The following is a 15,690-nucleotide window of genomic DNA, read 5'->3' as shown; positions in this document are numbered from 1 at the left end:
GGGTGAGGTGAGGGTGGCGGGGCGGTGCGTCAGCCGGTGTAGCGGTAGACGGTGACGTCGGCGCTGCGCTGGAACACCGACCAGCCGTCCCTGCCGTCGAGCAGCTGCTCGAGGCGGTCCAGCGACCCGGGCGGGAAGTACCCGAAGTAGTCCGCCTGGCGCCGCATCCCGTCACTGACCACCAGGTACGCCGGTGCACCGTCGAACGACCGGAGGAACTCCTCGATCGTCGGCAGGTGCTCGCCGTCCAGTGCGGCGCCACGGAGCTGCGCACCGACCACCAGGTCCGGCTCGCCGGCCGGCACGTCGGTGTTGAATTCGGGGTACGCCGCCGTCAGCCGGCTCGGGAAGTTCGACGTCGCGACGGCGATCGTGGCACCCGGCTCGGCGGTGGCGTACAGCTGGCGGGCGGCGGCGACCTCGTCGGAGGTCTGCCGGTCCACCACGAGCTGACCGTGCCGGCCCTGCACGGTGGCCAGCGCGAAACCGGTGAGGGCCACCGCCAACGTCACCGCCGCGACCGGGCCCAGCCACCGTCGGCCCGGCGCCGCCCCGGCGCGACCAGCCAGGCGGTGGGCGCACTGGTCGGCCCGGTCCACCAGTGCCTTGGCGATCAGGTACGCGCACCACGGTGCCGAGAACAGGAACACCCGGTAGATCGCCTCGCCGCCGTAGCTCTGCCCGGCGATCAGGACGAACGGTGTGGCCGCCAGCAACGCCGGCACCAGCACGGTCCGTAGCCGCCGCCGGTACGACAGCACCGCGAGCGCGGTCAGCGCCCACACCGACAGCGCCAACGTGCGGACCACGATCGCCGAGAACGCCTGCCCGGTGGAGCCCCAGCCGTCGGCGTTGCCGGCCGCGTTGGAGAAGATGTCGAACCCGTCGAAGACCCCGAACGACTCCGACACGAACCCGAACCGGGGCAGCAGGTAGCCGACCACGATCACGCCCATCGCCAGCGGCAGCCACCGGGGCCGGATCAGCCGCAGCACGGCGAGTACGGCGACCTGCGCCACCACCAGGTACGGCGACAGCTGGTGGGCGGCGGTGAGCACCGCGAGCAGCGCGAGCACCCCGAGCACGGGTACGACCGGCACCCGACGGCCCTGACCCGGCCGCCCTGTCCCACCGCCCTGACGCCCTGTCCCGTCGCCCGGCGTGCGCAGCCAGGTCAGCACGACCAGCAGGACACCGAGGCTGAGCAGGAAACCGAGGGCCTGCGGGGAGAGGTAGTCCTCCTCGATCCAGTTGACGGCGACGAAACCGAAGACGGTCAGGTACGCCACCCGCCGGTCACCGGAGAGGGTCCGGGCGATGGCGTACAGCACCGGGGCGGCGGCCAGGTTGAAGAAGACCGGCGACCAGTCGGCCAGCGTCGCCGGCGCGATCCCGCCGACCGCGCCGAGCTGGGCGGCACCGGCGAACAGGGCCGGCCACTGCTGGTAGATGTCCTGGGCGGCGCCGACCGGGTTGCCGGCGGCGAGGTACTCGATCACCCCGAGGTGCTTGTACGTCCAGGCGTACTGCGGCTCGTCGAGCAGCAGCGGAGTCGTGCCGTGCAGCAGCGCGACCAGCGCCACCAGGTAGCCGGCCGCCGCCACGCCCCGCCCGGTGTCGCCACGCAGCTCGGTTTGGCGGCGCAGGCCGGTGTCGCGGCGCAGGCCGGCGAGGGCGGTGACGAACCCGCCGACGGTCACCGCCAGCGCAGCGACCCACACCGGGCTGATGGTGCCGAGTAGCCCGAAACCGCCCACCTCGCCCAGGTCGGTACGGGTCAGGGCGATCAACCACAGGGCGACGGCGATGCCGAGCACCGCCACGTGCGCCAGCAACGGCCGTGCGTGCGCCGGCAACGGCCGTACGGCGGCTGCCGACCGAGGCACGGGGCCGCCGGCCGCCAATCGGGCCACGCGCGAGGTGAGGCGGCCGGCCGCCCGCTGTCGGCGGATCCGGGCCAGCGCCGTCACGCAGGCGACCGCGACCGCCGCGGCCAGCGCCGCGACCGTCGCCTGCGGCTGCCACCAGCCGACCCAGACCGACCCGGTGGCCACGGCGGCGTACCCGGCGAGGCTGGCCAGTACGGTCAGCGCCCAGCGGGTCGCTGTCGGCCGTACGGTGAGGTGGCTGAGCAGGGCCGCACCCGGCCCGAGGACGGCGAACGCGACGGCCGCCGGGGCCTGCAGCGGCCCGCCGACCGCCAGTCCGAGCAGTGCCAGCGCCGCGACCGCCAGCCCGGTGTACGCCTGCCCGGCCATCGCGGCGGTCGGTGCGGCGGCGGCGTCGTCGGCGGTACGCGGGCCGACCGCGCCGCCCGCAGCGGTGCCGCCCACAGCGGTGCCGGCCGTGCTGACGCCGCCTGCAGCGGTGCCGCCCGTGATGGTGCCAGCCGCAGCAGGGCCGGCCGGGCCGGTTGCGGTTGCGGCCGAGTCGGTCGGCGGGTGGACGGGACGCAGGGCGAGATCGGTCATCCGGCACCTCCGGTGACGGTGGTAGCGGTCTCGGTGCGGGCGGGACGTGCCGCCCAGTTCGGTGCGACGGTGCCGGCGTCGGCTACGTCGGTGGTCGCCCGGTAGCGGCGTACCAGGCCGGGGAGGAGCACGACAGCTACTGCGGCCTGCGCCATACACAGCGCCGCCGCTGGCGCGATGATTCCGACCATGGGCAAACCGAACCAGCTCAGCAGCAGGAATGCGGCGATGCCGGCGGACTGCACGCCCACCACCGGCCACATCCGTTTCTCCATCATCGCGAACGCGCAGGCCAGCAGGATGACTCCGGTGAACGGCAGCGACAGCCCGACCAGGCGCAGCGTGGCGGCACCCTCGGCGGCGTACTCGCCACCGAGCAGCCCCAGCAGCGGGCCGGCGGCCGTGCCCAGCACCGCCGCGCCGGGCACCACCACTGCGGCCACCAGCAGGAACGCCCGGTTGACATGGGCGCGGGCGGCCGATGCATCGCTGGCGGCGGTCACCACGAACGAGGTGACGACGTTCCACAGCAGGGTGCTGCCGGCCACCCCGATGGTCCACGGAATGTAGAAGTAGGCGCTCGCGGTCGCCCCCAGCGCGCCGGCCACCAGGACCGGCGGAAGGAACGCGACGGCGTTGGTGAGCAGCCCGTTGACGTACTCGGCGGAGGCGAAGCCGAGCAGTTCCCGGCGGGCGGGGGCGTGGGCCGCCGGCGCGGTCCGGGCGTGGGCCGGGACCAGCCGGCGCAGCACCCACCAGTTGACCCCGAGCATGGTGACCAGCATCGGTGCCGTCCAGGCCAGCAGCATGCCGTCACCGGCGGCGGTGCCGGCGAGCAACGGCAGCAGCGCCAGTTTGGCGCTGGAGGCGATCACGTTCTTGACCGGTACGCTGCCGGCCCGGCGCAGCGCGGTGAGCACCCCGTCGGAGATGAAGAAGATCGCCGAGGCGAGGACGGCGGCGACGAACACCAGCCGCTGCGCCGGTGCCGGCCCGATGATGCCGCTGCCCAGCCCGAGCGCCAGGAAACCGGTGCCGAGCAGCACCGCCATCGCCGTCGAGGCGGCGTACCCACCGAGGACCAGTCGCCGGGTGTGCCGCCCTGCACCGGGCAGGAACCGCGCGTACAGGTTGATCAGGTTGAGTTGGGCGAGCCCGGCCAGCAGGGCCATCGCCGACACCGCCGCGGACGCCCGGCCGACCGCTTCCGGCGCGAACCAGCGAGCGGCGACCACCCAGAACAGGAAGCCGAGGCCGGCGCTGGCGACCGTGGAGGTCATCAACGCGGCGGCGCTGCGGATCAGCGCCGGCCGCCGGACCGCCGTCGCGGTGGTGCCGGCGGTCGGCGCGACGGCGGTGGTCGGCGCGACGGCGGCGGTCACGGCATGCCCCGGTGGCGGCGGCGCAGCCGCCGGTCGGCCAACCGGCTGCGCAGGTAGGCGAACGGGCCGCGGGCCAGCCCACGCCGGTTGGCGCCGACGAGTTCCCGGGGGAAGTCGGCCTGCAGCCCGGCCAGCCGGTCGCCACCGCCGAAGGTGTCCCGCAGCGCGGTCGGGGCGAGCCGCAGCAGCGGCCGGATCAGCCCCGGGTCGCGCAGCAGCAGGCTGGTGTAGGCGGCGGTGAGGCCGGTGCCGTAGCCGACCAGTTGATTGCGCAGGCTGGCCAGGTCGGGTCGGTGGTAGTGCCAGACCAGGGCACTCGGCTGGTAGGCGACGGTGCCGCCGGCGAGCAGCACCTGCATCAGCGCCAGGGTGTCCTCCGAACCCATCGCCGGGGTGCCGGCACCGAGTGCGGTGTCGAAGCCGCCGATGCGTTCGAGCACGCCGGGCCGGAAGACCATGTTGCCGCCGGCGCCGAACGGGGGCAGCGGGTAGAGCGGGCTCTGCCGGTGCGCGGTGGCCGGGGAGAAGACGTCGGGGGTGAAGCCACGGCCCTTGCTGTGGCCGCCGTACTGCTCGAACCACAGTTGGGCGTCGGTGGCCAGCTGCGCCGGCACGATCACGCCGGTGACGACGTCGGCCTGCGGGTGGTCGGCGAGGGCGCGGGCGACCTCGGCGAGCCAGTGCGGGTCGGCGATCTCGTCGTCGTCGATCCAGGCGAGGATCTCGCCACCGGCGGCGCGCAGCGCCCGGTTGCGGGCGTGCGACAGCCCGGGGCGGGGCTCCCGTACGTAGTCGACCTCGGCGCGCCCGTCGACGGCGGCCCGGGTGGCGGCCTCGGCGGTGACCCGGGTGGTGCCGTCGCTGACCGGGGCGTTGTCCACGACCAGCACCCGGAACCGGGGGTACTGCTGGGCGAGGACGCTGTCCAGGGTGCGGGTCAGGCCGTCGGGGCGTTCCCGGGTGCAGACGACGACGGTGATTGACGGCGCGTCGGCGAGGACCTCGGCACGCCGGGCCAGGTAGCCGGGTTCGGGTCGGGTCGCGGGCGGGATCTCCCGGTCGATGGCGGCGGCGAGGTCCGTCCCGGTCAGCCCCTGCGGCGGTACGTCGAGCAGCAGTGCGCCGATCGGTTGGGTGAACTGGCGGACGAGCAGCCAGGCGCGTTCCACCCGGCGGCCGTGTTCGTCGACGCCGAGGATGTCGGGCAGCCGGCTGGCGAGGTCCAGGTCGACGACGGTGGCCGGGATGCGTCCGGGGGTGGCGACCGGGGTCGGCGGCAGGATGCGTGGGTTCATCGCTGGGCTCCGATCATGGGTCGGGTGGTCGCGGCGGTCTCGGTCAGTGCGCCGGCTGCGGCGGCGGCCGTACCGGCCAGGATGGCGCCGGCCCGGGCGGCGTGCCGGCGGGCGGCGGCGTGCCGGCGAGCGGCACCACGAACTGCCGCGCCGGCTTCGCGGCGCAGCGCCCGGGGCAGGGTGCGGCGCAGGTAGTCCTGTTCGGCGCCGAGGCTCGGCGCGCCGTCGAGCAGCGCGGCCATCGCGATCTTGCCGCGTCCTTCGGCGAAGCACCGCCGCAGGAAGTACCGGAAGGTGCTGTGGCTGGCGGGTACGCCGTGGGAGATCACCGCCTGCGGTACGTACCACCACCGGCCACCGGTGACGGCGCTCATCCGCAGGCAGAGTTCGGTGTCCTCGGGGCGGGCCCGGTCGCCGACCTTGCCGAACCCGGTGCGGAAGCCGCCGGCCTGGCGAAACGCCGTCCGGCGTACGGCCATGCTGGCGGACCAGACGTTGCGCACCGGGCCGGGGCGGTCGGGCTGGCCGGCGTACGAGCCGCCGACGGCCCAGCGGAACTCGTCGGGAAGCCAGTCGGGTTGCCGCTGCTGCCAGGCGGGTGCGATGCCGCCGCCGGCGCCGATCACCGACGGGTCGGCGAAGGCGGCGACCAGCCCGGCGAGCCAGCCGGGGTGGGCGACGACGTCGTCGTCGCAGAAGACGACCAGTTCGCCGTGGGCGTGTTCGGCGCCGGTGTTGCGGTTGCCGGAGACACCGCGTTGGTAGGCGTTGGCGAGCACGGTGACGTCGGGCAGTTCCCGGGTGATCCGGTCGGCGAGCGCCGGGTGGTGGTCGACCACGACGATGATCTCGTTCGGGGCCGGGTCCTGCCGGCGGACCGAGTCGACGGCGGCGTGCAGGCCGGCGAGCCGGTCGGGGTGGTGGGTGGGTACGACGACGCTGACGGTCGGTGTGCGCATGGCTCAGCCCTCCTCCGTCATCGAGGCGACGGCCGGTGCGGTGGTCGCGTTCGGGACAGGCGCGGTACGCCGCCGACGACGTTCGCGCCGGAACTCGCTGAGGATGGTGCGCAGCACCCGGGTGCCGTCGCGGACCGTGTTGAGGTTGCTCTCGCCGTGGATGCGCAGGTACTCGACGCTGGGCACTTCGGCGATCCGCAGTCCGTGCGCGGCGACCCGTACGTTGATCAGGGTCTCGATCTCGAACCCGTCGCCCCACAGCTTGGCCCCGTCGCTCGGGGCCGGGGTGCCCGGGTCGGGCAGCTCCAGGGCCGGCAGCACCCGGCGCCAGAAGGCGTTGTAGCCGTAGCACAGGTCGGTGAAGCGGGTGCCGAACAGCAGGTTGACGATGCCGTTGAGGCCCTCGTTGCCGAGCCGGCGCAGCGGGGTGATGTCGTGGCTGCCGCCGCCGGAGCGGAACCGGGAACCCTTGGCGAAGTCCGCGCCGGCGAGCAGCGCGTCGACGAAGGCGGGGATCTCGGCGGGGTCGGTCGACCCGTCGGCGTCGATCATCACCACGATGTCGGTGGTCGCGGCCGCGAAGCCGCAGGCCAACGCGTTGCCCTTGCCGGTACGGGTCTGCTGGACGACGCGTACGGACGGCCAGAGTCGCCGGGCCACCTCGACGGTGCGGTCCACCGACCCGCCGTCGACGACGATGACCTCGGCCAGGTCGCGGGGGAGCCGGGCGAAGACGTGCGGCAGGTTGCGTTCCTCGTTGAGCGTGGGGACGACCACGCCGACCGTCGGGGGGCGGCCACTGCCGCCGGTGGCGACGTCGGGTGGCGACTGGCGGGTGTCGGTGAAGACGGACATGCTGGTGTCCTCCGGGGGGTGGGGAGGGTGTGCGGGACACCAGGCGACGCGGGGCCGTTCGCGAGCCGCCCGGACTGACTAGCGGTCCATCACCGGGAGTCAACAACCTGATATGGCGGATATTTCGGTCATGGGGCGGGGCAGTGACCCGGGTCACGCCACTGCCGGACCGCCGAGGTCGATGGGACGGGAGGCCCCCACGGATGCGGACTGACGAGTGCCGGTGCGGTCATCCGCGCGCCGCCCACGAGCACTACCGGCGGGGGACCGACTGTGCGCGGTGCCCGGCGGGCCGGTGCGTCCGGTTCCGCCGTCGTGGCTGGGTCGACCGCTGGCTGCGCTGGTGGCCCCCTGTCGGCCGCACCGCCCCGCGCCGCGACGGCTGACCACCCGATCGGTTCCGCCGGGTTCGTCGGCTGCTGTCGGGATCGATGCCAGATGGCGGGGTCATCACCATCGGGTTTCCGGACGGTTGCGGTGGGAGCGTTCCCATGACATGATGATGATCGATTGGCGCAGCGGAGCCAGCCAAGCACAGTGGGTCGCCGAGGGCAACCGGGATTTCCGGTCGGCGATCGCGCCCGCCGAGTCGTCCGGGTGACGACAGGTGGTGCACCCGACCTCACCACGGTCCCGACCAGCAGTGTCGGTGACCAGTTACGTCGCGAGGAGACAACTCCGCATGAACTTCAACCCACTACGCGGCGCTGGGCGTTCGCGGCTGCGTCGCGGACTGTCCGCTGCGGCTGCGGTCGTGCTCGGCTCCGGTGTGCTCGTCGTCGCGGCCACGCAGGCCAGTGCCGCAGCCGGGTGCCGTGTCACCTACACGGTCAACCAGTGGAACACCGGATTCACCGCCAACCTGGCCGTCACCAACCTCGGTGACCCGCTCAGCAGCTGGAACCTTGAGTTCGACTACTCGGGTAACCAGCGGGTCACCCAGGCCTGGAACAGCGAGTTCACCCAGAGCGGGACCCGGGTGACCCTTCGCAACGCGGCGTGGAACGGCTCCCTCGGCACCAACGCCACCGTGAACCCCGGCTTCAACGCGAGCTACTCGGGCACCAACACCGCGCCGACCGTTTTCCGGCTCAACGGCGTCGCCTGCACCGGCACCACCAGCCCGACCACGGGCGCACCGACCACCGCGCCGCCCACGACGGCCCCGCCGACCACGGCGCCGCCGACGACCCGGCCGCCGACGACGGCCCCGCCGACCACCGCGCCGCCCACCTCGCCGCCGCCGAACCCGGGCGTGCGAGTGGACAACCCGTACGTCGGTGCCGACGTCTACGTCAACCCGATCTGGAGCGCCAACGTCGCGGCCGAGCCGGGCGGTAGCCGTATCGCGAACCAGCCGACCGGTGTGTGGCTGGACCGCACCAGCGCGATCCACGGCAACAACAGCCCGACCACCGGTGACATGGGCCTGGCCGACCACCTCAACGAGGCGCTCCGGCAGGACGCCGCCAACGGCAGCCGTCCGTTGGTCTTCCAGGTCGTCATCTACAACCTGCCCGGTCGCGACTGCGCCGCGCTGGCCTCCAACGGCGAGCTCCCGCCGGACGCGATCGGCCGCTACCGTACCGAGTACATCGACGTGATCCGGTCGATCCTCAACCGGGCGGAGTACCGCAACCTGCGGATCGTCTCGGTCATCGAGATCGACTCGCTGCCGAACCTGGTGACCAACGTGGGTAGCCGCCCCACCGCCACCCCTGAGTGCGACGTGATGCTGGCCAACGGCAACTACGTCAACGGTGTCGGCTACGCGCTGGCGCAGCTCGGCTCGGTGCCGAACGTCTACAACTACATCGACGCCGGCCACCACGGCTGGATCGGCTGGGAGGACAACTTCGGGCCGTCCGCGCAGATCATCGCTCAGGCCGCGCAGGCCTCCGGCTCGACCTTCGCCAACGTGCACGGCTTCATCACGAACACCGCCAACTATTCCGCGCTGCGGGAGCCGTACATCACGGTGGACAGCACGACCCGCCCGTCGTCCTGGATCGACTGGAACCTTTACAACGACGAACTGTCGTTCGCGCAGGCGTTCCGGCAGCGGCTGGTGCAGGCCGGCTTCTCCTCCAGCGTCGGTATGCTGATCGACACCTCCCGCAACGGGTGGGGCGGCGCGGCCCGGCCGACTGGCCCGAGCAATGCCAGCGATCTGAACACCCGGATCAACCAGTCGCGCATCGACCGGCGGATCCACAAGGGCAACTGGTGCAACCAGTCCGGTGCCGGTCTGGGTGAGCGGCCCACCGCCGCGCCGGCCAGCGGCATCGACGCCTATGTGTGGATCAAGCCCCCGGGCGAGTCGGACGGCTCCAGCACCCTGATCCCGAACGACGAGGGCAAGGGCTTCGACCGGATGTGCGACCCGACCTACGGCGGCAACGCACGTAACGGCAACAGCGCGACCGGTGCGCTGCCCAACGCCCCGGTCTCCGGGCACTGGTTCTCCGCCCAGATCCGTCAGCTGATGCAGAACGCGTACCCGCCGCTGTCGTAAGGCTGGTCACGCCCGCTGAGCGGGGCCCGGTGCCGATCTTGGGCACCGGGCCCCGCCCCGTGCTGCCCGGCGGAGCGCGCGCTCACGGCACGGTACGTTCGATCGCCGCCGCACCGTCGCGTTCGAGTTCCTGCCGGGCCAGGTCCACCTGTTCGGGGGTGCCGTCGCCGCCCTTGGCCATCGCGAGATCCTCCGGATCCCACGGCTGGTCGGCACCGGTACGCACCCGTGGCGGCCCGCCGGGACCGCCCGGCGACTGGAAATCCGGGCCGGACTGGTCGTCGTCGGGTGCGGTGACCAGCGACGGTACGGTCGTGTCGTCCTCGATCGCGGCGGCCACCTCTGGCTGCTCCTCCAGCGGTGCCCGGCCGAGTGCGTCGTCGCGGTCCGTCATGGTCCACCTCCCGTCGGTGCCGTCACCGAGGGCAGTACCCGCCGGGTGCGGGGATATGCGCCTGCCCGGCACCACCGGGTGGGCGGTGCCGGGCAGACGGGTCGACGGATGAGCCCAGCTCGGTGCGGGTGAGCCCAGGTCAGATCGTCAGCAGACGGTCGAGCAGGTCGCGGTAGCGGCGTACGGTCATCCGCAGCTGCTCGGTGTCGTCCGCGTCGGTGCCGTCGCCGCCGAGGCCGTCGCGCTGCGCGGTGAGCGCGGCGGTGAGCACCTCCACCGCCTCGGTGACCAGCTCGCGTGCCTGACCGGCGGCACCCTGCGGGTCGTCGACGAACCGCAGCTGCACGTCCCGCCACCGGTCCCGGAACGCCTCCGCCTGCTCGGCTCCGAGGAAGCTGGTCGCAGCCACCGGGGCGGTACCCGTGGTGGCCGTGGCCTCGGTGGCGTCGACGGATCCGGTGCCAACGGACTCGGTGGTGTCGGTCGGCCCCGTGGTGTCGGCCGGCTCGGCGTCGCCCGGCTCGGCCCGGCCGATCGCGGTCTCGTCCGCCACCGGCCCGTCACCCATCCGTACGGTGTCGTCGGCGCGCGGGTCGCGCGGCTCGTGCAACCGCTCGGGTCCGGCCATCGCCGACGCGGCGACCGCGCCGCCGACGGTGGCCGCGCCGAACGCGGTCGGCTGTTCCACCGGCTCGTGGTGGGCCGGTTCGTCCCGGTCCGGCGCCTCGATCCCGGACACCACCTGGGTACGGTCGGGGTCCACGTAGCCGTCGGACCCCTGCTCCGGGCTGTTCGGCGTGGTGATGACCTCGGTACGCTCGTCGTGCCACTGGTCGGTGCGGGCCATGCTGGTTCTCCTCAGTGAGTCGCTGCCTCGGTGGGGGTCAGGGTACGAACAGGGTGCTCGCCGAGCAGTTCGGCGAAGAGCGACCGGTAGTGCACCAGGGCCTGGCGCAGCTGCTCGGTGCTCGCCTCGCCCCGCTCGTTGGCCAGGTTGATCTCGTGGGCCTCGCGGTACCGGCCGAGGGTACGGGCGTGTTCGACGGAGAGGTGGGCCAGCTGCTCGGTGTAGTCGCCGGTGGGGTAGCCGAGTTCGGCGACAAGCCGGGTGAGCAACTCGTCGGCGTCGCCGACCGCGGCCCCCGGGGCATCGACGAACTGTGCCTGGACCTCTTCCCAGGCGGCCGCGTACCGGTCCCGGGACGCCGGGTCCAGCGGGGTCAGGGTCAGCTCGGCATGCCGGCGTTCACGTTCCCGCAGCTCCCGTTCCGCCGCGCTGCGGCTGTCCTGCTCCGCGACGGCCCGGTCGTACTCCGGGCCGAAGGTGCTGCGCAGGTTGCGCCGGCGCAGGAGGGCCCAGACCGCGACAGCTGCGGCGATCACCGCGAGGACGACGACAATGGTGATGATGATCTCGATGGGCGACATGGCGTTCCTCCTTCTCGCCCTGGTATTCCCGCCCGACCCGGATCCTCAATCCAGGTTCGTCACACTTTTGTCCGGCACCCGCGTACCGACGTCGCCCGAGGTACGACGTACCGCCGGGTCGCGGGAGGGTGCCATCGCTCGGACCTGGCCGCTTTCGACACGCTCCGTGCCCACAATCGACCTCACGGTGCCTCTGGTAGTGCCTGAGCCGTTAATTACGTATCCTTCCGGAGGCACGGACGTCCACTGATCGCCGACTCACCGGCAACGATCGGCGGGCAGCCGCCCGCCAGCTCTGCCACACACCGCGTCGGCGAGGTCTGATGAACACCCGCAACTGGTCGATCCGCTCCAAGATCGTTGCGCTGGTCGCTGTCCCGATCTCGGCGTTGCTCGTCCTCTGGATCTTCGCGACCTCGCTGGCCGTCGGCCCGGCACTGAGCCTGCTAGGTGCCCAGTCGCTCCTCGACGACGTGGGAGTGCCCGGGGAGACCCTGGTGGCCGAGTTGCAGCGGGAACGGCGGCTCTCCGTGGTGTACCTGTCCCGTGCGCAGGAGCAGACCGCTCGGCGCGCCGGCGACCTCGAAGCGCTGCGGTCCCAATGGCAGGCCACCGACGCGGCGGTCGCCGACCTCCGGCGACGCGCCACCGACGGTGGACCATCCGACGACCAGTCCGTCCTGCGGGTCCGGATCGAGCAGACACTCGCTGAACTGGAGATCCTGGCGACCGGTCGAGGTTTCGTGCAACGCCGGGAAATGGACGCGGCCGGTGCCCTCGGCCTCTACAACGGCGTCGTGGACACCGCGTTTCAGATGTTCGGTGCGCTGGCCTCCCTGCCGGACAACGAAATCAACCGACAGGCCCGGGCATTGACCGACATCGGCCAGGCCCGGGAGATTCTCGGCCGGGCGGACGCGGTTCTCGCCGGCGCCTTCGCGGCCGGGCGGCTCAGCGACGACGACCACCGTCGACTGGTGCAGATCATCGCCACCCATCGTTTCCTGCTTGATCGCGCGGTCGCCGAACTGCCCGAACCGGACAGTGCCACCTACCATCGGATGGCCGCCGGCGAAGACTTCACCGCGCTGCGCCAGCTGCAGGACGTACTGATCAACGACCGGCCCGGGCCGGAGGGTGACGACGCCGACGAGGGCGCACCCGTCGGCACCCCGGAGGGCGAAGCCCCGGACGACGGTGCCGCGCCGACCCCGACAGTGGTCGACGAGGCCCGCTGGAGCGACAGCTACGAATCCGTCCAGCAGCAGTTGCGCGAGTTCGAGCTGCTGGCAGCCGATGCGCTCGCCGAACGCAGTATGCCCACCGCCATCACCATCCTGGCCCGGCTGGCCGCCGCCGGCCTGGTCGGCCTCGCGGCGGTGATCGCGGCAGTGGTCATCTCGCTGCGGGTCGGCCGCTCCCTGATCCACCGGCTCACCGGGCTGCGGGCCACCGCGCTGGAGCTGGCCGGCGACCGGCTGCCCGCGGTGGTGGCCCGGCTGCGTCGCGGGGAGGACGTCGACGTGGCCGCCGAGGCGCCACCGTTGGAGTACGGCACCGACGAGATCGGCCAGGTCGGTCACGCCTTCAGCGAGGTGCAGCGGACCGCCGTACGGTCCGCGGTCGAGGAGGCGGCGCTGCGCCGGGGCCTCAACGAGACGTTCCTGAACATCGCCCGCCGCAGCCAGACGTTGCTGCACCGGCAGCTCGCCCTGCTGGACCGGATGGAGCGGCGCAGCACCGACCCGGAGGAGCTCGAGGACCTGTTCCGGGTCGACCACCTGGCCACCAGAATGCGCCGGCACGCGGAGGACCTGGTGATCCTCGCCGGCGCCACGCCCGGCCGGGGCTGGCGCAATCCGGTGCCGATGATCGACATCATCCGTGGTGCCGTCTCCGAGGTCGAGGAGTACGCCCGGGTGCACGTCACGACCGTCGAGCCGGCCGCGGTGGCCGGTCGGGCCGTCGGCGACGTCATCCACCTGCTGGCCGAGCTGATCGAGAACGCGACCTCCTTCTCACCGCCGCAGACCTTGGTGACGGTGGTCGGGCAGAACCTGCCCAACGGTTACGCCGTCGAGGTCGAGGACCGTGGACTGGGCATGACCGCCGACGCCATGACCGAGGCGAACCAGCGGCTGGCACAACCGCCGGACTTCGACCCGCACAACAGCGCCCGGCTCGGCCTGTTCGTCGTGGCGCAGCTCGCTGCCAAGCACGGCGTGGGGGTGCGTCTGCGGCCGTCGCCGTTCGGAGGGGTCACCGCCGTGGCGCTCGTCCCGGCGGAGCTGGTGGTGCCGGAGTCCGAGGTCCCGGCACTGCCCTCGGGCCGGCCGCCGACCGCGTTGACCGCTGTCCGGCCCGACCCGGACGCTGCGGACCGGCCGACGCCGTCGGCCACCCTCGGCGCGCTGATGGCGGCGCTGCCGGACTCCCCAGGCGGGTCGGTCTCCCCGACGGCACCGGACCCCTCGACCAGGTCGGTCTCCCCGGCGGCACCGGCGCACCCGCCGACGGTCCCGGCGGTACCCGGGGTGCCGACGACACAACCCGAGGTGCCGCCCCGGCAGCGGCCCGTCAGCCTGCCGACCCGCCGCACCGGCGGCGCACCGGCGACCACAGAGGACGGGCTGCCCCGCCGGGTCCGCCAGTCCAGCCTCGCCCCACAGCTTCGTCAGCCGCCCGACGACGACGCCGCCCAACCGCACCGGGAGGCCCCGCAACGGTCGCCCGGGGAGGTCCGGGCGTTGATGTCGGCGCTGCAGGCCGGCACCGCCCGGGGGCGTCGGGCCGCCGGGCTGATGGCCGACACCGACGTGACCGGCAGCGTGGCCGGTGACCCGTCCCCGACCGCGCCGGCCGCCCCGGCACGGGGCACCGCGACGCCACCCCCCGGAGCGGTGCTGCTACCGCCGTCGGCCGTGGCGGACACGTCCGAAAGGGAGCTGTAGGAGTGCACACCACGCGGCATGCCATGAACCTCGACTGGTTGCTCGACGATCTCGTGGCGCGGGTGTCCAGCGCCCAGCAGGCGGTGGTGCTCTCCGCCGACGGGCTGCTGATGGGTGCGTCGCGTGGGCTCACCCGCGAGGACGCCGAGCACATGGCCGCGATGGCCGCCGGCTTCCAGAGCCTCGCCAAGGGCGCCAGCCGGCACTTCGCCGCCGGTCCGGTCCGCCAGACAGTGATCGAGATGGAGTCGGCGTACCTGTTCGTCACGGCCGCCGGGCACGGTGCCTGCCTGGCGGTGCTCAGCGCCGCCGACGCGGACATCGGCCTGATCGCGTACGAGATGGCAATGCTCGTCACCAGGGTCGGGCAGAACCTCAGTGCCGCGGCCCGTCCCCCCGCGGCGCAATCCGATGCGGGGTGAGGCGACCGGACCGCACGACTGGCTGGATGCCGACGCCGGCCCGGTGGTCCGCCCGTACACGGTGACCGGCGGCCGGGTGCGGCCCATCGGCCCGGCCTTCGACCTGCTGGCCTTCGTCGTCTCTGCGGCGCCCGAGGGCACCGAGACGTTCGTCGTGCTGCAGCCGGAGCACCGGCGCATTCTCGGGCTCGCCCAGCAGCCGGTCTCCGTGGCCGACCTGGCCGCCGACCTCGACCTCGCGCTCGGGGTGGTCCGCATCCTCCTCGACGACCTGCACTCCGCCCGACTGATCGCGCTCTACGAACCCCCGGCTTCGGCCACTCACCCCCACGACGACATCCTCAAGGCGGTGGTCAATGGACTCCGTGCGCTCTGACCGGAACCAGCCCGCTCGGCGCATCCCGCTCGCGCTGAAGATCCTCATCGCGGGGGGCTTCGGCGTCGGCAAGACGACCCTGGTCGGCGCGGTCAGCGAGATCCGGCCGTTGCAGACCGAGGAGGTGCTGACCAGCGCCAGCCTGGGCACCGACGACACCTCCGGGGTCGAGGCCAAACGCACCACCACCGTCGCGATGGACTTCGGCCGGATCACCATCAACGACGATCTGCAGGTCTACCTGTTCGGCACGCCGGGCCAGGACCGGTTCTGGTTCCTCTGGGACGAGCTGGCGTTCGGCGCGTTGGGTGCCGTGGTGCTGGCCGACACCCGCCGGTTGGCCGACTGCTTCCCGTCGGTCGACTACTTCGAGCAGCGGGGCACGCCGTTCGTCGTCGGGGTCAACTGCTTCGAAGGGGCGCAGCAGTTCAGCCCCGACTCGGTGCGCCGCGCCCTGGACCTCGACCCGGACGTGCCGATCGTGCTCTGCGACGCGCGCAACCGCAGCTCCGGCAAGACGGTGCTGATCGCGCTGGTCGAACACGTGGCGTACCGGCGCGGTCAGCCGGTCCCGACCGGCTGACCTCACCCGAGGGCTGGACCAGCACGAGGGTGAGCCGGCGTGGACCCTGCGCCGGCACT

Annotated in this window: 13 protein-coding genes; 5 read left to right on the top strand and 8 right to left on the bottom strand. The window is 72.9% G+C overall.

Annotation, left to right across the window (positions count from 1 at the left end):
* Window positions 1-29: 29 nt before the first annotated feature.
* Genes O7608_RS28055 through O7608_RS28035 form a run of 5 tightly spaced genes read right to left on the bottom strand, consistent with a single transcriptional unit; the run spans window position 30 to window position 6,962 of the window.
* Window positions 30-2,471, bottom strand: a complete 2,442-nt coding sequence (locus O7608_RS28055) for a hypothetical protein (RefSeq protein ID WP_289207412.1) — start codon at window positions 2,469-2,471, stop codon at window positions 30-32.
* Window positions 2,468-3,853: a polysaccharide biosynthesis protein gene (locus O7608_RS28050; protein ID WP_289207411.1), complete on the bottom strand. Its 1,386-nt coding sequence runs from the start codon at window positions 3,851-3,853 to the stop codon at window positions 2,468-2,470. Before O7608_RS28050 ends, O7608_RS28055 begins: the two co-directional genes overlap by 4 nt.
* Complete coding sequence (locus tag O7608_RS28045) at window positions 3,850-5,148, bottom strand: glycosyltransferase family 2 protein (RefSeq protein WP_289207410.1); 1,299 nt, start codon at window positions 5,146-5,148, stop codon at window positions 3,850-3,852. Before O7608_RS28045 ends, O7608_RS28050 begins: the two co-directional genes overlap by 4 nt.
* Entirely contained in the window at window positions 5,145-6,107 is a 963-nt protein-coding gene (locus tag O7608_RS28040; protein ID WP_289207409.1) for a glycosyltransferase family 2 protein, read from the bottom strand. The genes O7608_RS28045 and O7608_RS28040 overlap by 4 nt, the downstream gene beginning before the upstream one ends.
* Before the next feature lie 3 nt (window positions 6,108-6,110).
* Entirely contained in the window at window positions 6,111-6,962 is an 852-nt protein-coding gene (locus O7608_RS28035) for a glycosyltransferase family 2 protein (RefSeq protein ID WP_289207408.1), read from the bottom strand.
* 682 nt (window positions 6,963-7,644) lie between these two features.
* Here O7608_RS28035 and O7608_RS28030 point away from each other — a divergent pair.
* The gene (locus O7608_RS28030; protein WP_289207407.1) at window positions 7,645-9,477 is read left to right on the top strand and encodes a glycoside hydrolase family 6 protein; all 1,833 of its coding nucleotides are present in this window, start codon (window positions 7,645-7,647) and stop codon (window positions 9,475-9,477) included.
* A gap of 82 nt (window positions 9,478-9,559) precedes the next feature.
* Here the strand turns inward: O7608_RS28030 and O7608_RS28025 are convergent, their stop codons facing one another.
* The 3 genes from O7608_RS28025 to O7608_RS28015 form a co-directional block, all read right to left on the bottom strand.
* Window positions 9,560-9,871, bottom strand: coding sequence for a hypothetical protein (locus O7608_RS28025; RefSeq protein WP_289207406.1), 312 nt, complete (start codon window positions 9,869-9,871; stop codon window positions 9,560-9,562).
* 139 nt (window positions 9,872-10,010) lie between these two features.
* Window positions 10,011-10,718 (bottom strand): hypothetical protein, encoded by a 708-nt coding sequence (locus O7608_RS28020; RefSeq protein ID WP_289207405.1) that lies wholly within the window; start codon window positions 10,716-10,718, stop codon window positions 10,011-10,013.
* An 11-nt stretch (window positions 10,719-10,729) separates the two neighbouring features.
* Complete coding sequence (locus O7608_RS28015) at window positions 10,730-11,299, bottom strand: hypothetical protein (RefSeq protein ID WP_289207404.1); 570 nt, start codon at window positions 11,297-11,299, stop codon at window positions 10,730-10,732.
* 323 nt (window positions 11,300-11,622) lie between these two features.
* Here O7608_RS28015 and O7608_RS28010 point away from each other — a divergent pair, with 323 nt between their 5' ends.
* From O7608_RS28010 to O7608_RS27995, 4 genes are read left to right on the top strand one after another with little or no spacing between them, the layout of a single operon-like run.
* A complete protein-coding gene (locus tag O7608_RS28010) occupies window positions 11,623-14,250 on the top strand; it encodes a sensor histidine kinase (RefSeq protein ID WP_289207403.1) in 2,628 nt (875 codons plus the stop codon).
* A 23-nt stretch (window positions 14,251-14,273) separates the two neighbouring features.
* Window positions 14,274-14,672: a roadblock/LC7 domain-containing protein gene (locus O7608_RS28005; RefSeq protein WP_289211069.1), complete on the top strand. Its 399-nt coding sequence runs from the start codon at window positions 14,274-14,276 to the stop codon at window positions 14,670-14,672.
* Entirely contained in the window at window positions 14,662-15,048 is a 387-nt protein-coding gene (locus tag O7608_RS28000; RefSeq protein ID WP_289207402.1) for a DUF742 domain-containing protein, read from the top strand. The genes O7608_RS28005 and O7608_RS28000 overlap by 11 nt, the downstream gene beginning before the upstream one ends.
* Complete coding sequence (locus O7608_RS27995) at window positions 15,029-15,631, top strand: GTP-binding protein (protein WP_289207401.1); 603 nt, start codon at window positions 15,029-15,031, stop codon at window positions 15,629-15,631. Before O7608_RS28000 ends, O7608_RS27995 begins: the two co-directional genes overlap by 20 nt.
* Window positions 15,632-15,690 lie beyond the last annotated feature (59 nt).

Origin of the sequence: Solwaraspora sp. WMMA2056 (genome assembly GCF_030345095.1) — a bacterium.
In the GTDB taxonomy this organism is placed as follows: domain Bacteria; phylum Actinomycetota; class Actinomycetes; order Mycobacteriales; family Micromonosporaceae; genus Micromonospora_E.
The sequence above is the reverse complement of the archived record's forward strand: the minus strand, read 5'-3'. Positions and strand labels throughout refer to the sequence as shown.